Genomic DNA, 25499 nt, shown 5'->3' with positions numbered 1-25499 from the left:
CGGAGTGCTCTAGCTGTGGAGCCTCAAGAGGTTGTTCCCGGCTAAACCGAGTCGGCTGATGGGTGTGTTGGCCTTCAGGCTACCATGCGGCCGGTGCCAATTGTAGCGATGCAGCCAGTTGGGCAGTTCGGCCGTTCGCTGGTCTGAGTTCTGGTAGGCCTGCGCATAAGCCCATTCGCGAAGCGCGGTTTGGATGAAGCGCTCGGCTTTGCCCTTGGTCTTGGGCGTATAAGGCCTGGTGAAGATTTGGCGAAGGCCGAGGCGTTTACAAGCTGCTCGGAAGCTCTCTGAGCGGTAGCACGAGCCATTATCCGTCATCACGCGCTCGACGCGGACTCCGAGCCTGGCGAAATAAGCGACGGCGGCCTCAAGGAAAGCTACAGCACTTTCCTTGCGCTGATCGGTCATGACCTGGACGAAGGCGACGCGCGAAGCATCATCGATGCAGACATGGACGAACTCCCAGCCGATGCCATGGTGGCGGTTGATCGCGCCAGGATACCGCCCGGTGATGCGATGTCCCACCGAGCCGATCCGGCCGAGCTTCTTGATATCGAGATGGATAAGCTCGCCAGGGTGCTCGCGCTCATAGCGGCGGATCGGCTCGGCGGGCTCCAGCGCGGCGAGCCTGTTTAGCCCGAGCCGACGCAGGATGCGGCTGACGGTCGCCGGAGAGATCCCGACCTCGGCCGCGATCTGCTTGCCGGTGTGGCGATGCCGGCGCAAAGCCTCAACTGCGGCGCATGTGGCAGGCTGGGTTTGGCTTGGCGATGAAAGGGGCCTTGAGGAGCGATCACGCAACCCACTCACGCCTTCCGCGCGGAAGCGGTTGACCCATTTGGCCACCGTCTTCGCCGAAACGTTAAATTTCAGCGCGGCTGCGGCGTTGGTCAGGCCACCTTCGATGACGCTCCGCACCATCGCCTCTCGACCTTTCGGCGTCAAAGGCGCATTCTTATGAGTGTCCATTCGGCTCCCCCTGCGAATCGCTGTGTGTTTGGCGACATCAGCGTTCACGGCCGGGGCCGAGTGGACAACCTCCTGAAAGTTCACATCTAGCTAGCGTAGAATAGTGCGCGCAAAGGCGGATCTGCTTCGCGCCGATTGCCGGAGATCGAAGCCTTCAGGAGACAGTCTCGCAATCAGCGCTCGGCTAGCTGCCGCGGGGCAGGGCAACGAGACTTGGCGCTCCATCGTCAGCGGCAAGACAATCTCGGTTCCCGCGCGATTCCATGAGAACCTCCAGCATGTTTCAAGTTTCCATCAGCCTGGAGGACAGGAATTCGATGAAGCGCTGGGTCTTGGCTGGAATAAGGCGAGTTTCGGTGACGGCGTAAATGCTGACCGACGACCCCTGCCATTCGGGCAGGACACGCCGGAGGCGGCCAGAGGCAAGATCTTCGGCGACGATCTTCTCGGCAAGCAGGGCGATGCCCTGGTGGTTGACCGCCAGGGCGCGGGTCATCCCCACGCTGTTGAGCGTGAAGCGGCCGCGAACGCCGACATCGACCTTGTTCATCCCCTGGTGCAAAGTCCAGGTCGGGATCCGCGGCATGCAGATGCATTCATGCTCCGCCAGGTCCGCCGGTGTCGCGGGCTCGCCTGACGCTTCGATATAGCCAGGAGACGCATAGAGGTGGCGCGAATGCCGCCCGATCAGGCGAGCGATCAGACTGGAATCTTCCAGTTTGCCGATGCGGATCGCCACATCGAACGGCTCGGCCACCAAATCGACGCGGCGTGGGGTCAGGTCGAATTCGAACGTGATGCCGGGATAGTGCCGCGCGAAATTGGCGATGATCGGCGTGAGGTAAAGCGTAGCGAAGTCGACCGGGAGCGAAACCCGCAGGACACCGCTCGGCTGCTCAACCATCGCGCCGAGTTGTTCGTGCGCGAGCCGTGCCTCGTCGACGATTCGCTTGCTTCGTTCATAATAGATCTGGCCGGCTTCGGTGAGCTCGATCTTGCGCGTCGTGCGATGCAGCAGTCGCAGGCCGATCGCCTTCTCCAGCTCGCTGATACGTCGCGACAGCGTGGAGTTTGGCATGCCGAGAGCCTCCGCGGCCTTCCGAAAACTCCTGGCTCTGGCCACCTCCACGAACAGCGCCATGTCGTTCAAACGGCTCAACTGATTGCTCCATATATGGAAATATGATTCCAATTCTATCGGATTTATCCCGAAATCGGAATGGTGGACAAGGACTCCAGCGAATGGGGAACCCAAATGAATCCACTGTTCACCCCGGTCCGCATTGGCCCCTGCATGCTTCCCAACCGGCTGGTCATGGCGCCCATGACCCGCAGCCGCGCCGCCTTCGACCGTCCGCGATCGCGCCGGGGACGGGCATGTTCACGGCGCCAATCCGGATTTCGTCGTTCGGCTGAAGGCTGATGCGGCGATGAACGAGCCAGACCACAACACTTTCTTCGGCGGCACCGCGCGAGGCTACGTCGATTACCCCGCCCTGAGCGCCCGAACCAATACCAGTTCATGACCGGAGATTTTAAATTGACCCAATCACCGCATACTTCGACTACCTCGGATAGGAAGGCACTTGCCGAGACCGTAAATTCAAGCGCGACGGGAAAGAAAAAGGTCTTGCTCGTCGGCGCCACAGGATTCCTCGGAGCCAAAATTCTCCGCAACCTGGCGCATGATGCGAATGTGGCCGTCGTTGCGATGTCGCGTAAGGGCGCGCCCTCAAATGAGAGCGCCGATGTCGAATGGGTGCGCGGCGACATGATGGATCCAGGGTCACTGGATCGTGCTTTGCAGGGCGTGGACGTCGTCGTCAGCTCGGCTAACAGTTACATGAAAGGAAGCCTCGACACGGACTTCCAGGGCAACAAGAATCTTATAGAGGCCGCAGCAAGAGCCAATGTTGGCCGATTTGTCTTTCTCAGCATCGTTAGCTGCGAGTCTGCGTCAGCAGTGCCGCATTTCCATGCCAAGAAAGTGGCCGAGGATCTGATCAAGGCCTCCGGGGTGCCGTACGTATTTGTCCGCGCGCCTACATTTCTCGATCAAAGCTCAGACTATATTGCGAAGGGTGCGAAAGCTGGCCGGTTCCTGGCGGTCGGCGATAAAGCCACGAGGTGGTCCTATGTGCTGACGGATGATCTTGCCTCATATCTCGCCAAAGCCGCGACATTTCCTGGTAGTGAAATCAACAACCAAACGATCGATGTCGGCTGGCGCGATGGTCCCAAGAGCCAGCAAGAGATCGCCGATATCGTCTCCGAAATTACGAAGAGACGTCTCAAGGTCCGGGTGGTGCCGTGGCTGGTTCTCCGCTTGCTCGCACGCCCGGTAAAGCTGTTTTCCGAGCTTGGGTATGATCTGATTCAGATGTTTCTGTTCTTCAAGAAGGGCGTCTATGTTTCGAACATTTCGCAACAAGAGCACTTCTTTGGACCCGCCCCTACATCCCGAGATGCGATCACACGATGGGCGAAAGTCATCGGTTAATTTCCTGATTCAGGCGACCGCGTGGTGATCAGTGCTAACGGTCTTTTCGGCCGCTGAGCGGATGGTCGTTCGTTGCGGCTGATAACAAAATCAACCGATCGGTACCGATAGTCGATGAACCCGAAAAAATTTCTGATCGCCGAAATTCCCTATTGAAATCAAGAGCGCAAGTTTCTGACGGACTCTGTGAGTCGGTCTTTGGCGACGCGCGGAAAAAGTTTGGCTGATAAGCCAGAATGCTAATATAGCTCTGAGCAATCGAGTGGGAGTAGGGGGCCAAGTAGCTAAGCGGCCGGGATAAACGCATATCCCTGCCCTTCCTCAATTATTCTACCGAGGCCTGGTCGACCTAGGTGAGCGCCGGCCAGCCAAGTATGTGCATCCGCTGCGTCCTGGAGCAACTTGATCCGGGTCGTCCTCGCCATGGACTCGTCATCGTCATAGGCCCAGGTAAGCTCGGGACGGGCAAACTGTGCAGCAGGAACGTGGATCAGGTCGCCGCAGAATAAGATATCGTCCTCGCCAGTGCTGAGGAGATAACCCATATGGCCCGGAGCATGCCCAGGCATTGCCAACGCCAGCAAATGATCGGCCAACCGGTCTCCTCCGTTAATGGGAGCAAGGAGTGGACGAAACTCCGCTAGTTTTGGCTCGGCAAGAAACCCCTCAACGGCGTCCTCCCCGATCACGATCTTGCTCAGGTTGTTAAATGCTCGTCGACCGTCAGGCGTTAGAAGACCATTGATGTGGTCGCCATGAGCATGGGTGAGGGCGACTATGGTGATCGATGACGTGTCGATGCCTGCCTCTGCCATCGCCTCCTCGAGGTGACCCATGGACGGGTCCCAACTCGCACCCGCCCCACAATCAATCAAAACGCGGTCGATGCCAGAGCGATCGAACAAGAAGCAGTTGACCGACAATCGAACCAGCAAATCGTCTCGCTGAGGCGGTTCGGTCTGCCTACCTATTTTGTTGTTGGGATATCTGAGGGATTCGGCGGGCAGGTCGACATGTCCGTCAGAGAGTGACCAAATCTTCCATGATCCCGAAGCGCAGCCCAGGGCATTGGGGCTTTGTGACAGAAATTCCACGGACAACCTGCCAAGCGTATGATTCACTTTTGTAAAATAGCGCCGAAGCCGTTAGGTTTTCGAAGTCATGACTTTCTGAGCGATTTTCCAGGTTCCGTTGACCTTTAAGCATGACAACATGTCGGTGAAGTAGCGCGGTGGAATTTGCAATTTCAACTTCAAAAGCGCGAGCTCTCCATCAACGTCTATTGATAGGATCTGATCGTGGCGCTCCAGGCCCTGTTGTTTCGGAGCTTTCATATTACGGACGGCTGCTAGCCACATCCCAATCGGCGTCACGCTCACGTTGCCGTCGTCGCCGACTTTGGTCACGGAACTCGAGGGATGAAATATGGACGCAAATTTGTCAGCATCCATTTCATAGGCACCGTCGAAATAGGTCTGCGCTAGAGAGTGCAAGGCACGAGCATCGGCATCCATAAGCTTGTTATCCATAAGGTTGTTATTTGGAACGGGAGGAGACTGCGCATGGCTGAAAGTCCGATCTCCAAGCATCAAACCAGGAGTGCTGACGAGCGTAGCTCCAACAATCACGCTGGCAGATCGACTCAAAAATGCTCGTCGATCCATTTTTGACATTCTGCTCTCCAAAAGTCCCTGTGGGCTTAAGTTGCGTTCTTCAGATGAGATTAAAATCGCCGGGTATAGTCATCCCAAAAGTTGTTACAACGAACCGCTTTCATAGACCCAGCTACACGTGCTGAGCGTCAAGCCGGCCGAAACCTGCAGAAGGTTGCCTCAAGTTTCCTTGTTGGCAAACTCTAGGACAAAGTGGCTTATGAGACTAGACATGTTGCAAGGCATAGAGTCATGAGCGATATTCATAAATCATGAGAAACGAACTGAACGAACTAGCTACGTTTGCAATCGTCGCCAGTGAACGAAGCTTTACACGGGCTGCGGCAAAGATTGGTGTGTCTCAGTCTGCCCTGAGCCACACGATCCGGGGACTTGAGCGGCGGCTCGAGCTGCAGCTTCTTGCTCGAACAACCAAGAGCGTCGCACCAACCGCTGCAGGGGCAGCTCTTTTGAAAGAGTTGTCTCCGGCACTTGAGCAAATTGCTCGTGCCCTCAACAAAGCCCGAAGCGTTCGGCACCGACCCGCGGGGCGCCTTCGAATTGTAATGTCCAGGTCGGCTGCCGTGATGGTATTGTTGCCGCGGCTCACGGCATTTGCTGAGACCCACCCCGACATCGTTCTTGACGTTGTTACTGTCACTGGCCCTGTAGACCTCGTTGCGGGCGAGTTCGATGCCGGTATTCAACTCGGCGAGTACATTCAAAAGGATATGATCGCGGTGCGGGTCACGCAGGAGCTGCGATTGGCGGTGGTCGGATCGCCCGGCTATTTTGCATCACGAAGCATTCCCCAGAAGCCCAAGGATCTGAATGACCATCGATGCATAAGCCTGCGTCTTCCGGGCGGTCCGTATCGGTGGGAATTCGAGCAAGGACGAAAGGCGGTTACGATCGGCGTGAACGGCCCGCTCATAATCGATGATACCAACCTGGTGATTCAGGCGGCACTCGCTGGAGTCGGCGTAGGCCTCGCATTTGAAGAGCAGGTCGCAGAGTATGTTGCGAAGCGCCGCCTTATCCGTGTGCTGGAGGACTGGACGCCGCCAATTCCCGGCTTTTTCATGTATTACCCCAGTCGCCAGCATCAGCCTGCTGCGCTGTCTGCACTCGTCAACGCGCTGCGACTCTCTTAACAATAAATAGTCGGCGCGCGACGATCGGTAGCCGTGGCGATCGGAACTGACGTGTGGAGTGCGCGAGTCATCGCGCGGGCCTCAGCCCCGCCGCTGCCAGGCCGACGCCGTCTATATCGACCAGATCCGAAAAGCCGGCCTCTACGACACGATCTCGCAAGCCTTCGCCGTGTTGCTGCCGGTGAAGACGGTGGGCGACGATCGCACCTACGAATACGTCGTGGGCCTGCGCGCGGTGACGTCGACCGACGGCATGACCGCCGACTTCTATCCCTTCGACATGAAATTCCTCGGCGAAACCGCGACGCGGATCATCAACGAGTGAAGGGCGTGAACCGGGTGGTGTACGACGAGCAAGCCGGGGACGATTGAGTGGGAGTGAAAATCAAGTATAGCGAGATTCTTCTCGCTTTCAATTCTTGATTGTGCAATCTCATGCTATCTCGCCTGCGCTGCAGGGCTGACTACGCCAAATTGCTTCCGAGCCGCGGCGAAATGGCCTTGGTCTTAATAACTTTCTCTATATCGCTATTCTCATTGAGCATTTTCGCAAACGTGCAACGGACCACCAGTGATCCCGAGGAGTCCGACGCCGTCGTGTGCCGGCTCGCGCCGCAGGGAGCGCCGCTGCTCTTTCCGGACAACCTCGTCGCTCCCTGCAGCAAATGCTGGCGCATGGTTCAATTCAGGCCGCACGCGCCGAAGAAGCCGCGACGGGTGTGCGACGAATGCATCCGTCCGGAGATCGAGGAGCACCGGAAGACTGAGGGTGTAAAATACATCATCACGCCGAACACGGCGACCGATCTCGCGCTGTATTTCCATAGGAAGGGCCGGCCGCAATGAGCGACTATCGCGGTTTCCGCATCACCGAGATTCACGCGATCACCGGCGTAGGCGATGACGATGAGGAGAGCATCCCGGCGTGGTTCGCCGCGACGGGACCGATCCCACTGATCCCTGCCGACCCGAAGCGTCTCGAAGACATCAAGGCAATGGCGCAGCGCATTGCCGATGCCACTGCCCAGAGCTTCAAGATCACCCAGTTCTCGGTCCGCGAGGACATCGGCGAGATCAAAAGCACGAAGACCAATTAAATGAGAACGCGCTCGATCATCGCCATTTCGCTCGGCATCTACGCGGCCTACCTGCCGGCCGCGATCTTCGTTCACCGGGATTATGTCGCGTCGCCGCGACCGGCAGGCCAAGTAGTCGAATTGCTGGGCAGGTTCTGGTTCGACCATCCGAATCATTATGCGGTAAGGCCGTATGTCTTCCGGGCCGCTCGGTTTCCTGACACTTCGCGGTTTGTTGTTTACGAGAATATGACGCCGCTGCCTCGCGAGAATTTCGGGGCTATCTGGGACAAGGTCCCGACGGAAAATGGTTCGCTTGTCGATTCATATGCCATTCGTTTCCGCACCAGTGACGGCTCAGACCCGCGCGTCAACGGTCGGCAATACTGGATAGTTGGAAAATAGGGGGATACTTCTCGTGAAGATTGGCTGGCAAATCCCGTTCGCCACGCTTGTGTCGAGCGGCTCGGTCCTCATCCTCCTGAACGGCGCGATCGGCAGCAGCGGCGTGCCGGCGCTGACCGTCGCGGTCATCGGCGGTTCGGTCGTAGCACTCTTCCTGCTCGGTCGCTTCCGCGCGTTCGAGATCAACCTGGTCGACATCCTCTTCGCCGCGTTTGCCGCCGTCGCGATCTTCTCCTTGATCCGAATGCCGCCGTCGCCGCGCGATGCGGCGCTCTTCCTGCTCGCGCTTGCCGCCTACCCGGCTGGCCGCCTTATCCCGACTGACAGCAAGCTCGGCCTCTTCCATCGCATCACGGGCCTCGTTGCGCTGCTCGGCACCGTGGCAACCTTCTTCGCGCTCGGCGCGCAATGGAACGATCCGCATGGCAAGCCGATCGTCTTCGGCTTCGCGCATGCCGCGACGGTCTTCACAATGTCATTCGGCTTCCTCGTGCTTGCGGTCGCCTGCTATGGCGATCTGCGCCGCATCAGGTTGATCCTCGCGATCCTGGTGCCTCCGCTCGTGATCTTCGCCGCGTCGCAGGTGCGGTTCATCTTCGTCGCGCTCGCGCTCGCTCTTGTCGCTGCGTTCTTTGTCTCGCCATCGGACCGAAGGCGGCCGATCGCGATGATCCTCGGCGCGGCGATCATTTCGGTCCTCATCGGGCTTGCGGTTCGACCGCAGACCAGTGGCATCTTTCTAAATTACATATTCAGCCCGGCACGTGCCGGCGATACCGTGCCTGGGCGTCCACCCAATCCGGTGGCCGGCGAGTGCGGCGAACTCGACAATTCGGTCGCGATCAGGAAGTCACTCCTCAAGGAGGCGGTGAAGGCTGTCCCTGGTGCCGGAATTTTTGGCGGCGGCCTCTCCTCGTTCGAGCGTGCCTCCTGCTTCAAGGCCTACCCGCACGTCACGCTGCTGCAGACAATCATCGAGTTCGGCTTTCTCGGCGGCACGCTCGTCATTCTCCTCGTCGCTGCCGCGCTTGGCGGCCTGATCCCGGCGGACTCTCCTCAAGTCCGCTTTGCCCTGACCGCGCTGGTCTTCGTTGCCTCGCTCGAAATGGCACACGGCGGCCTGACCGGGGCATTCCTGCTGTTCACTTTCCTCGGCATGGCTGCCGCACACCGGAGGGTGCCGGCATGAGACGCCTGTCGTTCCAGGAGCGGCACCCGCGCATCTGGCTGGCGATCCACATCGCGCTCCTTGCCTACATCCTCGGAATTGCACCAAACTAGCCGAAGACTATCCCCGAAGCTGCGTTTTGTTCCTGCCGACAAGCAATCGACCTCCGCTTCGGCAAGGGCGCTGTGGATTGCTTCGCTTCGTCCGCAATGACGAATAAGAGTTTTCGCATGCGACTAATGGGCACGATGGGCAATTAATTCTGATTTTCCGAAATTGTGTCAAGGCCAGGAATCAAAAATATACTGCTTCGTTCTCACCCAAATCAGTCGCATAACTCCGCCCGTCTCACGGCGGATGAGGGGCGCGTACGGCGAAGTCGTGTGGTTCGGGCGTCGCGGTGCTGGCGCTAAGTTGGCGGTTGCGCATCGATCCTATCGGATCGAGCGCGGTGTCCCGCCGATGACGGAGGCAAAAGAGCCGTTCTCCGGGAAGAGCACGAAGTAAGCCGTAAAGCCACTGCGCAGGGAAGGCCGGGATGCTCCGCCTGTACCTGTATGCTCGTGTGCGTGTTCTTTTTGCACACGAGACCGCGGGTGCAGCAAGCACCCGGTCTTCCCTGCGCCCTCTGAACAAGAGGAGGGCAAAAGAAGATGCAAAGCTCGGGCGAGATACGCCGCGAGATCGCGGAACCATATCCCCGTCATTGCGAGCGCAGCGAAGCAATCCATTGTCACCTCATACGCGGAAAGATGGATTGCTTCGCTTCGCTCGCAATGACGACGCAAAATCCTCGCGAGACTGCAACGCGCATCATCAACGAGGCGAAGGTTGTCAACCGGTTGCATGTTCGACTGTATTAAGGGTCTTGACTTATATAAGCTAAAGCCGGTATTCATCGCCCGAAAAGTACAAGGAGGACCGAATGGAGATCGACGTCGCCAGGGTATTGGGGCTTGTCACGCGCTCAGTGCGCAATTTCGAGAAGGACGGGAAGGCCGCGAGCGCGGTGACGCTGACACGGCTTTACGACACTGATGTCGATGACCTCTGGGACGCATTGACCAGCAAGGAACGCATTCCGCGATGGTTTTTGCCGGTCGAGGGAGACCTCCAGTTGGGCGGAAAGTACCAGCTCAAGGGGAATGCGGGCGGGACCATCACGGCGTGTACACCGCCTGATCATTTTGCAGCGACGTGGGAATTCGGCGGTGCGACGAGCTGGATCGACGTCAGTCTGGCGGCAGAGCGCGACAAGGCGCGGCTGACGCTGGAGCACACCGCGATCATCGAGGATCATTGGAATCAGTTCGGTCCAGGCGCTGTGGGGATAGGTTGGGACCTCGCCCTTGCGGGGCTTGAGCGGTATCTTGCGACGGGGGCATCCGTCGACCATGAGACCGCCGAGGCATGGATGGGCTCTCCAGACGGCAAGGAGTTCATGACTCAAAGCGGTGAGTTTTGGCGCGCAGCGCATGTCGCGAGCGGAGTAGATCCGGCCTCGGCAAAAGAGCGGTCAGACCGGACCATCGCTTTCTATCGCGGCGAGATTCCGCTTGATATGGCGCACCCGGGCACAGGAAGCTGATGCACGTCTTCGAAGTCCTTTCCGATCCGGTGCGCCGTCGCATCCTCGAGCTGCTGGGCCCTCGGGAAATGGCGTCCGGTGAAGTAGTAGAGGCGATCGGAGCCGAGTTCGGGATCACGCAGGCCGCCGTGTCGCAGCATCTCAAGGTGCTGCGCGAGAGCGGCTTTGCACGGGTCCGGGCGGACGCGCAAAGACGGCTTTATTCGGTGGATGCTGCGGGGCTTCAGGCGGTGGATGCATGGATCGGTCAGTTCAGGAGCTTCTGGGAACCGAAGCTCGACGCGCTGGCGACCGAGATCGCGCGAGGCAAACGGGAGCGGCGTAACGCACCAATGACCAAACGTACTGGGAAGAGAGCTTAGGTCAGATTGCGCACGAGCGGTGCGGCAGACCTGCCATTCTGATCGAGGGGCTGCAGCCCGCTGTCTGTCGTGGCATGTTCGACGGAATGTTCGAAGGCTTCATCACATCCTGGATCGCGCCGCGTGTCTGACGAGTTGAACTGGCTTTCCGCCCGCGAGATGGCGCGGCGCTTCGCCAAGGGCGAGTTGTCGCCGATCGATGTGCTGGAAGCTACTCTCGCGCACCTGCACACGGTCAATCCGGCTCTCAATGCCATCTGCCTGCTGGATGAAGCGCAGGGGCGGCGTCTGGCCGCAGAGTCGGCGGAACGTTGGCACAGCGGTGCGCCGCTCGGGCCGCTCGACGGCGTGCCTGTCGCGATCAAGGATACAGCGCATGTCGCGGGCTGGCCGACGCGCATCGGCTCGCACGCGACGCCAGCTGTGCCGAGCACGGAGGATACGCCCGGTGTCGCCCGCCTGCGCGAGGCCGGCGCGGTGTTCTTCTGCAAGACATCTACGCCCGAATTCGGATGGAAGGGCATCACGCATGGCCCGCTGACCGGCATCACGCGTAATCCCTGGGATGTTTCCCGCACGCCCGGCGGCTCCAGCGGCGGTTCGGCCGCATTGGTGGCGGCAGGCGTTGTGCCGCTGGCCACCGGCGGCGATGGCGGTGGCTCGATCCGCATCCCGGCGGCGTTCAGCGGCGTGTTCGGATTGAAGCCGAGCTACGGCGTGGTGCCGAATTTTCCGGGACCGATGGGTACGCTCGCGGTCTATGGCGGCCTGTCGCGCGATGTCGCTGACAGCGCTCTGATGTTGAACGTGCTGACGCGGCCGGACGTGCGCGATTCCTTCGCCATTCCCTATCGCGGCATCGATTATCTCGATGGCCTCGACGACGGGGTGGCGGGGATGCGGATCGCATGGTCGCCCGATCTCGGCTTCCCGGTCGCCGATTCTGCCGTCGTGGCCGGCATGCAGCCGGCCATCGATGCGCTGGTGAAGGCTGGCGCTGACGTGCAGCGTGTTGCTCTCGATCTTTCCGGTGCGCAGCATACGTTGGAAGTGATCTGGGGCGCATCGCATGCCGCATTGGTGCGTGATTTCGATGGCGCGCAACTGGTGGCGCTCGATCCGGGCCTGCTGCGGCTGGTCATATCAGCCCAGAATATTTCCGCGATCCAATTGCAGGCGGCCTATGCCGAGATGCGCGTGCTGAGCCAGAAGATGCAATTGTTTCACGGGGACTATGATCTGCTGCTGACGCCGACCATTCCCATCACCGCTTTCGCGGCCGGCGTCGACACGCCCGACGCCACGCGCTTTCCCCAATGGTTCGACTGGACGCCGCTGACATGGCCGTTCAATCTCACCCGCCAGCCTGCCGCCTCGGTGCCCTGCGGTTTTGTCGAGGGGCTGCCGATCGGGTTGCAGATCGTGGGGCCGATGTTCAGCGAGCAGAACATCCTCCGCGCCAGCCGCTGCGTCGAGCAGGCCTGCGCCACCGGCGCGCGGCCGAGCCTTGCAGCGGGCGGTCTTCCTCGCAAGGACAAACAATAGCCCGGATAACCGAATGGCAGTGGGGGGCATAGGCAGCGGAATGACCGACATCTACGACCCGCAATTCGTAAAGACCGTCTTCGATCGCTGTTCGGATCGGTACATCACCTTCAGCCTGATCTGCTCGTTCGGTTTCACCGAGCGCTGGCGGCAGCAATGCGTGGCGGCGATGCCGTCGCCTGGGGCCGGCGGCGCGCGCGGCTATGATCTGATGGCGGGGACCGGCGAGGTCTGGCCGCATCTGTTGAAGCGCTTTGACGATATTGGATCAATCACCGTCGTCGATATCTCCTCCGGCATGCATCGCCGCGCCATGGAGCGGCTTCACGCCCACCGCGCCCACCGGATCGAATTCATCGAGGATGACGTGCTGGCAAGCGACCTGCCGTCGGAGAGCGCGGACTTCGTCATCTCCACGTTCGGGCTGAAGACATTCAATCCCGAGCAGCATGCGCGGCTCGCCGCCCTGATCGCGCGTGTGCTCAAACCCGGCGGCGTCTTTTCCATGATCGAGGCGTCGGATCCCAAGGGCTGGTGGCTTCGTCCGCTGTACCTGCTTCATCTCAAGGTGGTTCTGCCGCTCATCGAGCGCATCCTGCTTCGCGGCGCACAGGATTTTGCGATGATCGGTACCTACAGCACCAATTTCGGCAACGCCGCTGGGATCGCGGCTACGTTGCGCAGCCACGGGCTTGAGGTGGAGTTCTCAAAATACTTCTTCGGCTGTGCGACGGGCGTTTCGGGCCGCAAGGTCGGGCCCAGCTCGTAGGGCACACCATGTTCCGAAAATTACTACCGAAACTGCGGACAACGATGCACGTAATCCCAGGGAATATCATACACGCACGTGTAACGGAGGTCGTCTGATTGCTTTAGCGGCGGAGCCACGACCACCGGTTCGTCGACCGTATCAGGTGCTAGACCATAGAAGACCCCCGGGCCTCCCGCCCATAAGCCGCCGCCCCGGTGATGGTGATGATGCATCGATCGGGGGAATGACGGGAAACCCGGGCGCGCCGGAGCAATCCCTGCACCTGCACCGCGCGCTACGCCCGGATCGGCAAATGCCTCGCTCGCGGCAAGGACAAGCGCGACTACACCGAGGGACGCGATAAACGTCGTTCTATAGGTCATGGCACTCACCCGTTGGTAGGTTACTGAGCAGCATTCCTAAGACGCTAAGCCGAGCCTTTTGTGCCCGCAAAGGCATAATTAATTATTAGTTAAGACGTAATCTTAACGGAGGGGCGCATTCATCTCAACTGCGCGACATCTTTTCAAAACGCTTGATCAGCCGCTCGCGCCTGAGGCGGGACAGCCGTCTGATCCAGAACAGGCCGTTGAGCTGATCGATCTCGTGCTGGTGGCAGACCGCGCGCAGCCCGTCCGATTCCTCGGTCTGCAGGTTGCCGTGGACGTCCTGATAGCTGATCCGGACCCGCGCATGACGACTTACCTCGTCGTTGACCCCTGGCATCGAGACGCTGCCTTCCCGGTGCAGGATCGTCTCTGACGATGCCCAGATGATCTCCGGATTGACATAGGTCCGCGCGCCCTCGGTTGCGTCGAGGTCGAGCACCACGAGCCGCAGGGGGATGCCGATGTGCGGCGCGGTGATCCCGATCCCCGGCGCGGCGTGCATGGTCTCCAGGAGGTCGCTCGCAAGGTCGCGCAGCGCGCCGTCAAACACGGTGACGGGCTGCGCCGGGAGCGCAAGCCGAGGGTCGGGGTAACGAACGATGGGGCGGATGGTCATGATCCGGTTGGCATCTGGGAGCGGAATGTGTCCGGCCGGAGCGGGATGATCTTTCTTCGAATCGTCATCCCGCTCTGGCTTTTCCGGATCATGCCCTAAGCCGGGAAGAACTGATAATCGACGAGGATCCGGCCTTCGCCGTCGATGATCAGAAACTCCAACCCCCTGACCAGGACGGTGTCACCGTTGGCGGGCAGCATCTCCCAATGGAACGTGATGACATTGTGCAGGCGGCGAGCGCCGGGCGCTGCGCGAAATCTGTTGCCGTTATCCCTGACGTTCTTTTCGTGTGATCCCCGGACCCGCTTCTCCAACTCCTCATAGCCTCGGGCCTGCCGGCCTTCGACGAAGTGCTCGCCGTTTGGCACCCAAAGCGCCGATATGGCATCCCGCCTGCGTTTCTCGTCGGCTTCATTCCATACGGCAACGTATCGATCGGCCAGCGTCTGTGGGTCGAGCATTGATTTTTCTCCAATTGGCGATCTGGCGTCCTGAGCGAGGGCAGGGATCGCAAGCACTGCGCTCATCAGAAGTGCGAGCAGGTAGTGATCAATCCTGGGCATGTTCCACCTCGAAGTTTCGCGGTCTCAAGTTCGAACCAAAGCCCCGCATCAGCATTCGCTTGAGCGTCGTCCGAAATCGATGACCCCAGAGGTCAAAAAGCGGAGGTTCCGCGCAGCCAACTTGACCTCTGAGGTCATTGAGAACAGCCGGGCCGGACGCTAGATTCGCGCGATGAGTGCCTATTAGCTTCCTTTCGGCATCCTGCTTCGGCGTTGGCGCGAGCGGCGGCGCATGACGCAGGCCGACCTCGCACACGCAGCGGAGAGCTCGACCAGGCATCTGTCGTGTCTTGAGACCGGAAAGTCGCAGCCCAGCCGTGAAATGATCATGCGACTTGCCGAACACCTGGATCTCCCGCTTCGCGATCAGAACAAGCTGCTTCTCGCCGCAAGCTTCGCTCCCGCTTTCCAGGAGCGCGCGCTGGAGGAACTGGAGGCGGCAAAGAGCGCCATTGATACTGTGCTGAGCGCTCACAGGCCGTATCCGGCGTTCGCGGTCGATCGGCACTGGAACGTGGTGCTGTCGAATTCGGCGCTTCCGCAACTTTACGAAGGTTGTTCGGCGGAGCTCCTGCGCAAGCCTGTCAACGCCATGCGTCTCATCCTGCATCCAGCCGGAATGGGGCCGCGCATCGTGAATTTCGCGCAATGGCGCGTGCATTCACTGAGTGTCCTTCGCCAGCAGATCGAGACGGGGGCGGATCCGGCGATTCAGCGGTTGCATGCAGAAATAGCGGCCTATCCCGTGCCGCCCAATTCCGAACCGCTCGCCGGCTTCGAGGCTACGCAGCATCTGGCAACGCCGCTTCGTATCGCGACGCGCCTTGGCACGGTGTCGTTCCTCAATACCGTGACCGTTTTCGGCACTCCTAACGACGTGACGTTGGCCGAGCTTGCGTTGGAAATGCTCTTTCCTGCCGATGCCAGGACAATTGAGATTGTGAGAAGCATGGTGCGGGAGCAGCTCCAGCTCGACAACGTGCCCAGCGCCAACGCTCAGCTGTTCGCGACTTAGCTCGCAGGGTGGAATAGCGTAGCGTATTCCGCCAAATCGGATGTGACCGCCGCGATACGTTTCGCCCTATGAGCCGGTTACCGCCCCGTAAAGCCGTTGATCCCACCACACCGGCTCGGGCAAAGTGTGCGTGATGCCCCTGGCGTCGGGGTGAGCCGGGTTGATCAGAAAGTTGCGCTCCAGCCGCGCCGGAATGGAGGGGACGAGCAGGAGCGCCGAACGCTTCTCCTCGTACCATCCCTGGCCGAAGGTCTTGCAGATCGTCTCGTTGCGCGAATCCCAGCCGGGATGCGCCGCGGTCTGGAAAATTTCATACGAGACGCCGTTTGGAATCGTGATCTCGATGAAGTGCTGGTTGGCGGGCATCACCAGATTGGTGTGCACCAGCTTTTCCAGGAGCGCGGTGGAATAGTGCTCCGAAGCGTAGATGGCCGGGCTCGCATGCGTATTCCAGCGTCCGGGATACAGGCGGGCGCCTTCGGCATCATAGATCGGGAAGGCGCCGTTCGGGTCCCCGATGCGATAGCATTTCAGAACGCGATCGGTCTTCTGCACGCCTAGACGCCGCCGCTATACGCCGCCCGGCCCATCAGGTTGATCACCGCATCGGCGCCAGGGCCGGTCGCAAGCGCCACTTCGAGCGGAGCGTTGTTGTCCAGCATCGGGTGCGGACGCTCGAGAAAGTCGCGGACCTTGGCTTCGTCACGGAACACGTCGATCCCGAAGGCGAACACCTTGGCGACGCGCGCGAGGCGGTCGCTTTCCTCGATGGTCAAGAGCTGCTTGTGTTTGCGCCGGCGTTCCAGCGTCGGCTTGGGCACGATCCGGTAGGTGAAGCGGCGGACATCGTTCGGGCTGACACGGTCAGCGAACTTGTCCAGTGCCGAGACCGGCAGGCCCTTCTCGACGGAGTAGGCCAGCGTCAGCGTCGTCTCGGTGTTCTTCGGTTTGACGCCGAGCAGTTCGGCGGCGGTTGCGGCCTGGTAGCCCATGAAACCCTCACATCAGTTGAGGCAAAGATATGCCTCAAGTGAGGCGAAGTCAAGGTGCGGGAGGAGGCCAGAGCCGGTCTGCTACGCCTCAGGCCGGATCAGCTTGATGTCCTGGTCGGCGGCCCACCCGGCGACGTCCTCGCGCTTCAGCGCGGTCGCCATCAGGTCCGGAAACTGATCGGGCGTGCAGGCGAACACGGGGATGCCGAGGGCTGCGACCTTGGCCGACAGAGCAGGATCATAGGAGGGGCGCCCGGTATCGGTCAGCGCCAGCAGCACGATCACGTTGACGCCGCGCACCGACAACCGCGCCAGCCGGTCGACCAATGCGTCGGCGTTGCCGCCTTCATAGAGGTCGGTGATCAGGATCAGATGCGCTTTGGTCGGCCGCTCGATCCGCTCCTCGCAATAGGCGACCGCGCGGTTGATGTCGGTGCCGCCGCCGAGCTGGACGCCGAACAGCACCTCGACGGGATCGGCCAGTTCCTCGGTCAGGTCGACAATTGCGGTGTCGAAGCACACCAGCTTGGTCGCGACAACAGGCAGCGACGCCATCACGGCCGCAAAGATCGAGGCATAGACGACCGACGTCGCCATCGATCCCGACTGGTCGACGCACAGCACCACCTCTTCGAGATCGACGATGCGCCGCTGCTGGCGCAGGAAGCCGATCAGCCGCTCGGGGACTACAGTGCGATGCTCGGCCTGATAGTGGCGGAGATTGGCCTTGATGGTGCGCGGCCAGTCGATATCGGAAAAGCGCGGGCGGTTGGTGCGTTGCGACCGGTTCAGCGCGCCGCGGATCGCATCCGCCGTGCGCCGCTCCAGCCGCTCCATCAGCTCCTTGACCACCTTGGCGATCACGATCCGCGCGGTTTCCTTGGTCTTGTCCGGCATCACGCCGCGCAACGAGACCAGGTCGGCGATCAGGTTGACGTCGGCCTCGACCGTGGCGAGGAATTCCGGTTCGATCAGCATCTGGCGCAGGCCCTTGCGCTCGAACGCGTCCTTCTGGATCACCTGCACTACGGGCGCGGGAAAAAATTCGCGGATGTCGCCCAGCCATTTCGCGACGCGCGGCGCCGATCCGCCGAGGCCGCCGCGGCCTTTCTTGGGCGCGTCATCGCCGTCGCCATAAAGCGCCGTCAGTGCGTCGGACATGCGGCGGTCACTATCGGACAGGGCAAAGCCGCTCTCGGCATCAGGGTCGATACCGAGCGCGAGCGTCCAGCGGCGATTGCGTTCGTCGGTCTCGCTCATCGCGCCGCTCCGGATTTCAAAAGTTCGATCACCCGTGCCTGATGCTTTGGCCAGATATCCGCCGCGCCCGCGATCAGGCGATAGCCCTTGGCGCCGCCGCCGCGGCGTTCGAACAGCGCGTCCATCAGCCGCCGCCGCTCGGCCGGATCGAGCGCCGAGAAGACCCGGCGGAACAGCGGCAGGTTGGCGGTGAATGCCTCTTCGTCGAGCGCCATGAGCCAGGCGTCGACCGCGCCGCGCAGCGCTGCGTCGTGGATCAGCCGCTGGCCGGCGCCTTCGAAGAAGCCCTCGAAGAAGCCGGCCGCTTCAGCGACCGGCGTGCCCGGCGACAGCATCCGTGCCAGCAGGTCGGAGGCTTGCCCGGCGGTGAGCAGTTCGACCTCATAGAGCAGCCGCGCGGCGGTGCCGGCGACAAGCCGCGTCGCCTGACCGTCGCGCAGCAGCGCCTGCAGCGCGTCGCGCCAGCCGGCCACCGCGTCCGCCTCGAGCTGGGCAAGTTGTATTGCGCTGTCGGCGGCGAGGATCGCGCCGCGCAGCTTGCCTGCCGCAGCCGCATCCAGATTGCGCGCGGCGTAGGGCAGGGCGAGCGCGGCCTGCACGACGATGCGCGGCATCAGCGTCGCCAGATGCTCGACGGTGCCGGCGCGCGCCTCGCCATAGCGCAGGATGTCGGCCATCGGCGGCAGCGCGGCGAGCAGGGCTTCGCAGTCGCTGGTGAGCGCCGCCTTCTCCTCCAGCGCGGCGATGCCGAACTCGGTCGCGCGCGGCAGATCGGCGATCATCGCGTTGCGCACCTGCGTTGCCAGCGTGCCGAGTTCTGTAGCGCTGCGCATCGCTTCCATCAGGCGGCCGCCGGCGGCTTCCGCAATGGTCGAGCCGTAGATCAGCTTCTCGACAAGCTGCACCGCGAACTCAGGCTCCCAGCGTAGCTGCCAATTTTCGCGAAAGGTGCCTCGGCTGCGGCCGGCATCGGTCAGTCGTCCCCAGGGCACGTCGAGCGCGTTCAGCCGGTGCAACAGCGTCGAGCGCGTCAATCCGCTTTCGCTGCGCAGGTCGAGCGTCAGCGCCCGCTCCAGCGCCTCGGGCTTGAGACGTGTAGCCTTCTGCTGGCGCTGCAGGTCCTCGAGCAGCGGCGCGAGGGGCGTCGCGGCGGGGATCGATCCTACGCCCGAGCCGATCAAGAGCTCGGCTGCGACATCGTTCCAGAGCGCGCGCTCGCCGCCGCACAGGCAGGCGATCGCGGCTTCGCGCAATTCCTCGAAGCCGGGCGCGGGGCGGTCGCGAAGCGCGGCCAGCGCGGTGCCCAGCCGCTGCGCCTCGATCACCGAGGCGGTCGAGACGAAATGCCCGCGGTCGCGCAGCACATACGCGACCCTGGCAAGCCACACCGCGCCGCGATCGGCGCCGTCGCGCGTTGCCCACAGATGCGCGCACCAGCCGGGCGCGACCACGCCCGCGCCATAGCCGCTTGCGCGCGCCAGCCGCGGGGCGGTCCACGGCGCCCAGGTCGCCTTGATCTTCGCCTTCGGCCGCCCCTTGAGCAATTCGCGATCGGCCGCAAGGCTGCGGCGCTCCGCAAGCGCCGGCACATGCCAGGCGCCGCACACCACCGCGATCGCGCCGTCGCATTCCTTTGCGGCCTTCGCGATCTCGATCCGCATATGCGCCTCACGCGCGGCTTCGCGGGGCAAGAGCGGTTTCGATTCCGCGCGCAGCGCCGTCATCGCATCGGCGACCGCGGCGAACACCGGGCCCGAGGCGGGATTTTCCTCAATCACGTCGGACCACCAGGATTCGCCGTCGTCGTAGCCCGCCGCCGTTGCCAGCACGCCGATCGGGTCGCGGCTGATCGGATCATCATCGGCGCTCGCCGCCATCTCGTCCTCGATGCCGCCGCCGGCTGTGCCCAAGCGGTCCGATGCCGGCAGGTCGATGAAGCGCAATGCTGTGCCGTGGCGTATCGCCCAGCGCGCCGCCTGATATTCCGGCGAGTATTCGGCAAAGGGGAAGAAGCTGGCGTTGGCGGGATTGTCCTCGGCATAGATCAGCAACGCCACCGGCGTCGCCATCTCGGGATCAGCGAGCATCGGCAGCAACTCCGATGCTTCCGAGGGCCCCTCGATCAGCACGGCTGATGGCTTGAGGTCGTCAAGCGCCTGCACCAGCCGCCGCGCCGATCCCGGCCCGTGGTGGCGAATGCCGAACAGGGAGACCTGGCCCGCCATGGTCTCAGATCAGGTCGGTCAGCGATGCGTAATAGCCCTCGAACCCACGCCGCTTCTTCAGCACGGTTTCGAGATATTCGCCGAGCACGGCCGTATCCTGCACCGGGTCCTTCACCACGGCGCCGAGCATGTTGGCGGCGAGCGTCTCCGGCGTCAGCTTGCCGTCGTTGAAGAAGGTCGCCTGGCTGATGCCGCCGATCATCACTGCGATTGCTTCCGCAGTCGAAAGCCCACCCGAAGGCGATTTGAGCGCGATCTTGCCGTCCTCAGTCGCGCCGGAGCGCAGCTCGCGGAAGATCGACACCACCCGCGCCACCTCGTCCGCGACGTTCTTCGGCGCCGGCAAATCGAGGCTCTGCGCCATCTCGCCGACGCGCTTGATGATGATCTCGACCTCCTGCGCGGCATTGTCGGGCAGCGGCAGCACGACGACGTTGAATCGGCGCTTCAACGCCGAGGACAATTCGTTGACGCCCTTGTCGCGGTTGTTGGCGGTGGCAATGATGTTGAACCCGCGCTGCGCATAAACGGCCGTGTTTAGCTCCGGGACCGGCATCATTTTTTCGGAGAGCACGGTGATCAGCGTGTCCTGCACGTCGCTGCCCATGCGCGTCAGCTCCTCGAAACGGCAGAGCTTGCCACCCTCCATCGCGCGCATCAGTGGGGTAGGGACCAGCGCCTCACGTCTCGGCCCGTGTGCGAGCAATTGCGCATAGTTCCAGCCATAGCGGATCTGGTTCTCGTCGGTGCCCGCCGTGCACTGGATGACGAGCGTCGAATCGCCGGTGATGCCGGCGGCGAGATGTTCCGATACCCACGACTTGGCCGTGCCGGGCACGCCAAGCAACAAGAGCGCGCGATCGGTGGCAAGCGTCGCGACGGCGGTCTCGATCAGCCGCTTGTCGCCGACATATTTCGGCGTGATGATCGTGCCGTCGCTGGTTTTGCCGCCCATCAGATAGGTCACGACAACCCGTGGCGAGAGCGCCCAGCCCGGCGGGCGAGACCCGCTGTCGCCGGCGGCGAGCGCCTTCAGCTCGGCCGCATAGCTCTCCTCGGCGGGCAACCGTAGTTTCTCGCTCATGGTTCTGCTCCATTGTCGTCCAACGCGGCGTTGAGCCGCAGCATGTCGAGGCGTGGGTCGCCCTGCAGCAGCCCTGCGCCGTTCAACCGTTCCAGCGCCTGACGCGCGGCCGCGCGCGAGGCGATCAGGCCGAGCGCAAAGAGCTCTGTGAGCTCATCGGAAGGTTTTGCATCGTCGCGCCGGAGCGCCGCAAGCAGCGCGGTGCCTGCCGGTGCGGTCATTGGATTCTCCAGCCGCGCCGTGCCGCCCGCAATGGTCTTCGCCACGTCAAAGCTGAAGCCGCGCGTGCGCAAAACCTTCTCAGCGAGTTCAGATCGCTGCCCGGGCACGAGACGAGGTGTCAGCGTGGCAAGGAAGGCGCTCGCATTGCATTGGCTCGCGGCTTCGGCGGTCTGGGCGACCAGCGAGTCCGTTCCGGTGCGCGCGACAAGACCAACCAGCGCAGCGTCGGCCTGTCGATCCACGTCCCAATTCCAGGCGTCGACCAGCTCCTGTGGGGTCAGCATGAGCGCCCGCGCGAGCGAAGCGATATCGGCACTTTCGAGCAGCGCCGCCCTGCGGTGCATTTGTGCTGGCGTCTTGACGTTCTCGAACTGGATCACGCGCGAGCGGCGCAGCAGGCCCTTCATCTTCACCGAGAAGAAGCCGGCGAGTTCGGCGATATCCTCGCCGACCGTCGGGCCGCGGCTGAGCCGGGCCAGCAGCGATGCCGCCAGCGCCTTGACCTTTGGCGCGCGATCGTTCGCCGCGATGCCCTCGAGGAAGGGAATATCGGCTTCCGATAGTCCCGTTGCCAGCAATGAAAGCAGGGGCAGTCGCACGTCCGCATTCTCGCTGGCGAGTTTGGCCTCCAACACGGCGCGGGCCACTTCGGGATCGCGACGCCTGAGTTCGGTCAGCGCAACCTTGCGCGCCGCCGGCCAAAAGTCCTCCCAATTGTCCGCGGTGAGCCGGTCCCCGGCCTGCCGTCGCACCACGCAGTTGGATGCCGCGATCCCGGCCCAGTCGCGCCACGGCGCGTAGACGTCGGGCGCGTCCTCGTCATTCGCCGTCGGCATCCATTCTGCGGGATGCGTGGTCCAGCCGCGCGCGGCGAGGAAGTCGAGCAGCTCAGTCTTGCGCTGCGTCTCCTTGAATGCGTTGAGGATGCGATGCACGAGCGGGCGCAACGCCTCGGGCACGGTCGGCAGCGCGAGCGCGGGAATATCGGGCAACACGCGCAGCTCCGGCGGCTCGGCCGTCACCGCGACACCGAGGAACTGGCCCGATAGCGCCAGCAGGCGCAGCTCCGCTTCAGCGGGTTCAGCGCCAAGCTCCGCACTCCATACCGCGGCGGCGGGCGCGGCGGCCGATCCCATGGTCCAGCGCGTCAGGACCGAACCCATCGCATCGTAGATCGCCTCAGCCATGGCCGCTGACGCGCCCCCATGAAGTTTGCGCGGCCAGGATCGTCAGCCGGTTGCCGGACCAGATCGCGGCCGTGCGTTTCAGATCGGTGCCGCACAACAGACCTTCGGCGCTGCCCGCGACCGGCAGCGTGCTCGCGCCATCGGCCGACCGCCACCACGGATGTCCGGCGTCGTCGAGCGCGATCCGCCCTGCCGGCAGCAACACCGGAATTTCGATCGTCCATGGCTCGGCGAGCAGGGGACTCGTCAAGGTATCGGCAAGCACCATTTCCGGTGTCGGCCATTCCGGGCTAGTCGCGTCTTCCACAGCTTCGCGCGCGACGAGCAGGGCGCGCAGTGGCTGCCGGGACGGATAGAACGCGAGCTCGCCTTGAAACCGTTCGCCCGGGGTAAACACCGACCCGCGGCGGCCCACGCTCGCCGGGAAAAAGTCGAGCAGCATCGCAAAGCGGGGGCCATCATTATTGAGACTGAGCAGCCATGTGGTCTGCGACACCAATCCGTCGCGCCGTGTCTGCACCTGTTCGGCGAGCACTTCCCAGCGAGCGTTCACGCGCAGCGTCTGCGGATTGGTAAGCACCGCCTCGCGGGTTTCCGAGGCCGCAACCGCGCGCCGAATCTCGGCATCGCGCGGCGTGGTGCGGAAGGCGCGCGCGAGCAGCACCAGCTTGCCGAGTTCGACCACCGCGCCACGCGGCCGGTCGCCCGGCGGAAGCGCGAGGAGCCGGCCCGGCAACTCGTCGATCCGCCCGGCCAGTACGGCTGCCTTGCCGTCGACCAGCCGCGCCGCGATCCGCCGGCAACGCGCGGTCACGTCGTCGACAAACGCGGAAAGCCCCATGCGCAGTTGATCGCCGATCCATTGTTCGAGCGCATCGAGCGCATCAAGAATCGCGCGCTCGGTATCCTCGCTTCGCTTGGCCGCCGCAGCTTCGCGGCGCGCTGCGTCCTTCGGGTCCTCGACCACCTCCGGTTCGGTCTGCCGCGCGGCGCGCAAATCCTTGGCGGCGGATGGTGCAACGCTGGGCGGCGCTTTGGATGTGCCGGCGCCGGCGCGCCGCCGGCCGAGCCAATCGCTGACCCAGGCAGGCGTATCGGCCGGGGCGAACGGCACGACCGCCTCCGCCTTCAGCCACAACAGGCCGAGTACGTGCTTGCATGGGAATTTGCGCGACGGGCAGGTGCATTTGTTGCCGAGATCGCGCAGATCGGCCATCACGCGATAGGGATTGGCGCCGGAGCCCGCGCATTCGCCCCAGACCAGTGCGCCGTCATAGCTCACGCCGACGCCCGACCATTTGGCCGGCTTGGCGAGCCCCGCCGCCGCCTTGAGCGAGGATTGATCGGTGGCGAGTTGCTCGATTGCTTTCAGATCAATCGCCACGCAGTAATCCCGACCGAATCCAGAATAGGCAGTATATAACGGGATATATCGGGGGACAATGAACGCCCCATGTCGGTGCCATCGTCAAAAACGGCGGGCGTGTGACAGGGGCAACACCTGTCCCGAATGTTCAGTTATTTCCAACGGGCTATCGCCGCCCTGTTTTTCCGATCCGTTCAGTCCCTGCTTTACGCATTTGCAAGCCAGCCGCGCCAGGTAAAAGCGGCGTAGAACAACTCCACATCCCTGAATCCGGCCTCACGCAGAATTTGCGCGTCCTGTTCCGGGCTGAACAGGTTCAGGTTTGCGTCGACTGCGGCACGCGCATTGTTGGCCAGGTCCGGATCGGCGCCGGAGGCGATCGCATAGGCGGCATAGCGCGACAGCCACCGGGCACGCTCAGCGTCGGCTTGCGGAAAACTGGAATGGGCCACCACAAAGGGCGCGCCGGGCCTGAGCCGCCGGTGGATTTCCCTTGCCGTCCGCCGCCGTTCGTCGGCATCGAGGAAATGAAACGTGAGCAGGCAGGTGGCGGCATCGAACGGCCCGTCGGGCGCATCATCGATGTAACCTTGCTGCAGCTCCACGCGCCCGTTGAATGGCCCGAGCGTCTGCTCGGCGAGCTTCAGCATCGCCAGAGCGGGATCGACGCCAACGAAACTCCAGCGAGGCTCGGCCTCCGCCAATGCCTTCAATTCCAGGCCGCCACCGGCGCCAAGCACCAGCACCCGCGCATCTTGCGCAACCTGTTCCGCCAGCAAGATGCGGGTCATGCGGTGAAGGTCCGCAAACCCGGGCACGAAGCGCGGCGGCCCATCCGCATAATGCCGCACCGCCTCGGGATCGGAGAAGTGGGCCAGCCAGGGCTGGACGGCTGTGTCACGATGCATGGGCGGTCTCCAGACGATGGCGGTTGCGCCGGTCGCCCAGGCGCTTTTGAAAGTCGGCGCTCAGCATCGCAAGCGTCACGTCGCCCAGGCGCGACAGCAGCAGCGCCTCCGCGTCATCGAAAGCCCGGTCGAGCGCGGCATTGACGGCCTGCTCGACAAGACAGCCCGGCGCTTCCGTTCGGTTTCCTACCGCGAACAGCGAGGGGTGACCGAGGGCCTCATAGATATCGCGCAGCGATAATTTCGCGAGGTCGCAGGCGAGGGACCATCCGCCGCCATGCCCTTTCTCCGATCGCACATAGCCCTGATCGCGCAGCCCGGACATGATCCGCCGGATCACCACCGGATTGGTATCCATGGCCTTTGCCAGCACCTCTGATGTCACCGGCGCATCGCGCTCGGCCATGTGGAGCAGGACGTGGAGCACGCCTGACAATCGACTGTCCCGTTTCATGTAACTATCGGTATTACATGAATGGCCGCCGGTCAAGACACTCGGCAA

At 62.5% G+C, this 25499-nt stretch carries 26 protein-coding genes and 2 pseudogenes; 13 read left to right on the top strand and 15 right to left on the bottom strand.

What is annotated here, in order from left to right; genetic code table 11:
* Positions 1-9 precede the first annotated feature (9 nt).
* Together V1286_RS17760 and V1286_RS17755 are read right to left on the bottom strand one after the other, a co-directional pair.
* Positions 10-969, bottom strand: coding sequence for an IS481 family transposase (locus V1286_RS17760; RefSeq protein ID WP_334489714.1), 960 nt, complete (start codon positions 967-969; stop codon positions 10-12).
* 283 nt (positions 970-1252) lie between these two features.
* On the bottom strand, positions 1253-2128 hold the full coding sequence (locus V1286_RS17755) for a LysR family transcriptional regulator (protein ID WP_334481326.1): 876 nt from the start codon (positions 2126-2128) through the stop codon (positions 1253-1255).
* Positions 2129-2357: 229 nt separating this feature from the next.
* Here V1286_RS17755 and V1286_RS17750 point away from each other — a divergent pair.
* Positions 2358-2495, top strand: a pseudogene (locus V1286_RS17750) (alkene reductase); the annotation flags it as partial.
* Positions 2496-2509: 14 nt separating this feature from the next.
* Entirely contained in the window at positions 2510-3469 is a 960-nt protein-coding gene (locus V1286_RS17745) for an SDR family oxidoreductase (RefSeq protein WP_334481325.1), read from the top strand.
* A 284-nt stretch (positions 3470-3753) separates the two neighbouring features.
* Here the strand turns inward: V1286_RS17745 and V1286_RS17740 are convergent, their stop codons facing one another.
* Together V1286_RS17740 and V1286_RS17735 are read right to left on the bottom strand one after the other, a co-directional pair.
* Positions 3754-4563, bottom strand: a complete 810-nt coding sequence (locus V1286_RS17740) for an MBL fold metallo-hydrolase (protein WP_334481324.1) — start codon at positions 4561-4563, stop codon at positions 3754-3756.
* Between the two features lie 51 nt (positions 4564-4614).
* Entirely contained in the window at positions 4615-5142 is a 528-nt protein-coding gene (locus V1286_RS17735) for a nuclear transport factor 2 family protein (RefSeq protein ID WP_334481322.1), read from the bottom strand.
* Positions 5143-5393: 251 nt separating this feature from the next.
* On the opposite strand from V1286_RS17735, the gene V1286_RS17730 reads away from it, so the two are divergent.
* From V1286_RS17730 to V1286_RS17685, 10 genes and pseudogenes are all read left to right on the top strand, one after another.
* Positions 5394-6275: a LysR family transcriptional regulator gene (locus V1286_RS17730; RefSeq protein WP_334481321.1), complete on the top strand. Its 882-nt coding sequence runs from the start codon at positions 5394-5396 to the stop codon at positions 6273-6275.
* Positions 6276-6372: 97 nt separating this feature from the next.
* Positions 6373-6657 (top strand): annotated as a pseudogene (locus V1286_RS17725) (GMP synthase (glutamine-hydrolyzing)); the annotation flags it as partial.
* Between the two features lie 173 nt (positions 6658-6830).
* Positions 6831-7121 (top strand): hypothetical protein, encoded by a 291-nt coding sequence (locus V1286_RS17720; RefSeq protein ID WP_334481320.1) that lies wholly within the window; start codon positions 6831-6833, stop codon positions 7119-7121.
* A complete protein-coding gene (locus V1286_RS17715; RefSeq protein WP_334481319.1) occupies positions 7118-7372 on the top strand; it encodes a hypothetical protein in 255 nt (84 codons plus the stop codon). Before V1286_RS17720 ends, V1286_RS17715 begins: the two co-directional genes overlap by 4 nt.
* Positions 7373-7756 (top strand): hypothetical protein, encoded by a 384-nt coding sequence (locus V1286_RS17710; protein ID WP_334481318.1) that lies wholly within the window; start codon positions 7373-7375, stop codon positions 7754-7756.
* Between the two features lie 13 nt (positions 7757-7769).
* Positions 7770-8945, top strand: coding sequence for an O-antigen ligase family protein (locus V1286_RS17705; protein ID WP_334481316.1), 1176 nt, complete (start codon positions 7770-7772; stop codon positions 8943-8945).
* Positions 8946-9849: 904 nt separating this feature from the next.
* Entirely contained in the window at positions 9850-10512 is a 663-nt protein-coding gene (locus V1286_RS17700; RefSeq protein WP_334481314.1) for an SRPBCC family protein, read from the top strand.
* The gene (locus V1286_RS17695; RefSeq protein ID WP_334481313.1) at positions 10512-10874 is read left to right on the top strand and encodes an ArsR/SmtB family transcription factor; all 363 of its coding nucleotides are present in this window, start codon (positions 10512-10514) and stop codon (positions 10872-10874) included. The genes V1286_RS17700 and V1286_RS17695 overlap by 1 nt, the downstream gene beginning before the upstream one ends.
* A 123-nt stretch (positions 10875-10997) precedes the next feature.
* Complete coding sequence (locus V1286_RS17690; protein WP_334481311.1) at positions 10998-12419, top strand: amidase; 1422 nt, start codon at positions 10998-11000, stop codon at positions 12417-12419.
* Positions 12420-12459: 40 nt separating this feature from the next.
* Positions 12460-13188 (top strand): class I SAM-dependent methyltransferase, encoded by a 729-nt coding sequence (locus V1286_RS17685; RefSeq protein WP_334481309.1) that lies wholly within the window; start codon positions 12460-12462, stop codon positions 13186-13188.
* Between the two features lie 489 nt (positions 13189-13677).
* On the opposite strand, the gene V1286_RS17680 is transcribed toward V1286_RS17685, so the two are convergent.
* Together V1286_RS17680 and V1286_RS17675 are read right to left on the bottom strand one after the other, a co-directional pair.
* On the bottom strand, positions 13678-14175 hold the full coding sequence (locus V1286_RS17680; RefSeq protein ID WP_334481307.1) for a peptide deformylase: 498 nt from the start codon (positions 14173-14175) through the stop codon (positions 13678-13680).
* A gap of 95 nt (positions 14176-14270) precedes the next feature.
* A complete protein-coding gene (locus tag V1286_RS17675) occupies positions 14271-14738 on the bottom strand; it encodes a hypothetical protein (RefSeq protein ID WP_334481306.1) in 468 nt (155 codons plus the stop codon).
* 199 nt (positions 14739-14937) lie between these two features.
* Here V1286_RS17675 and V1286_RS17670 point away from each other — a divergent pair, with 199 nt between their 5' ends.
* Positions 14938-15753, top strand: coding sequence for a helix-turn-helix transcriptional regulator (locus V1286_RS17670; RefSeq protein ID WP_334489713.1), 816 nt, complete (start codon positions 14938-14940; stop codon positions 15751-15753).
* A 66-nt stretch (positions 15754-15819) separates the two neighbouring features.
* On the opposite strand, the gene V1286_RS17665 is transcribed toward V1286_RS17670, so the two are convergent.
* The 9 genes from V1286_RS17665 to V1286_RS17625 all read right to left on the bottom strand — a co-directional run bounded on the left by V1286_RS17665 (position 15820) and on the right by V1286_RS17625 (position 25451).
* Complete coding sequence (locus tag V1286_RS17665) at positions 15820-16308, bottom strand: RES family NAD+ phosphorylase (RefSeq protein WP_334481305.1); 489 nt, start codon at positions 16306-16308, stop codon at positions 15820-15822.
* Positions 16309-16310: 2 nt separating this feature from the next.
* Positions 16311-16745, bottom strand: a complete 435-nt coding sequence (locus tag V1286_RS17660; protein ID WP_334481303.1) for an antitoxin Xre/MbcA/ParS toxin-binding domain-containing protein — start codon at positions 16743-16745, stop codon at positions 16311-16313.
* Positions 16746-16826: 81 nt separating this feature from the next.
* Positions 16827-18005 carry a VWA domain-containing protein gene (locus V1286_RS17655; RefSeq protein ID WP_334481302.1) on the bottom strand — a complete coding sequence of 393 codons (1179 nt, stop codon included), beginning with the start codon at positions 18003-18005 and terminating at the stop codon, positions 16827-16829.
* Positions 18002-20230, bottom strand: a complete 2229-nt coding sequence (locus tag V1286_RS17650) for a DUF5682 family protein (protein ID WP_334481301.1) — start codon at positions 20228-20230, stop codon at positions 18002-18004. Before V1286_RS17650 ends, V1286_RS17655 begins: the two co-directional genes overlap by 4 nt.
* Positions 20231-20234: 4 nt before the next feature.
* Positions 20235-21314 (bottom strand): ATP-binding protein, encoded by a 1080-nt coding sequence (locus tag V1286_RS17645; protein ID WP_334481300.1) that lies wholly within the window; start codon positions 21312-21314, stop codon positions 20235-20237.
* On the bottom strand, positions 21311-22723 hold the full coding sequence (locus tag V1286_RS17640) for a DUF5691 domain-containing protein (RefSeq protein ID WP_334481298.1): 1413 nt from the start codon (positions 22721-22723) through the stop codon (positions 21311-21313). Before V1286_RS17640 ends, V1286_RS17645 begins: the two co-directional genes overlap by 4 nt.
* A complete protein-coding gene (locus tag V1286_RS17635; RefSeq protein WP_334481297.1) occupies positions 22716-24107 on the bottom strand; it encodes an SWIM zinc finger family protein in 1392 nt (463 codons plus the stop codon). The genes V1286_RS17640 and V1286_RS17635 overlap by 8 nt, the downstream gene beginning before the upstream one ends.
* A gap of 188 nt (positions 24108-24295) precedes the next feature.
* Positions 24296-24997: a class I SAM-dependent methyltransferase gene (locus V1286_RS17630; RefSeq protein ID WP_334481296.1), complete on the bottom strand. Its 702-nt coding sequence runs from the start codon at positions 24995-24997 to the stop codon at positions 24296-24298.
* The gene (locus V1286_RS17625; RefSeq protein ID WP_334481295.1) at positions 24987-25451 is read right to left on the bottom strand and encodes an Rrf2 family transcriptional regulator; all 465 of its coding nucleotides are present in this window, start codon (positions 25449-25451) and stop codon (positions 24987-24989) included. Before V1286_RS17625 ends, V1286_RS17630 begins: the two co-directional genes overlap by 11 nt.
* Positions 25452-25499: the final 48 nt, after the last annotated feature.

Source organism: Bradyrhizobium algeriense (genome assembly GCF_036924595.1).
GTDB lineage: Bacteria > Pseudomonadota > Alphaproteobacteria > Rhizobiales > Xanthobacteraceae > Bradyrhizobium > Bradyrhizobium algeriense.
Note: the sequence above shows the minus strand (reverse complement) of the source record. Positions and strands in the feature narration are given on the sequence as shown.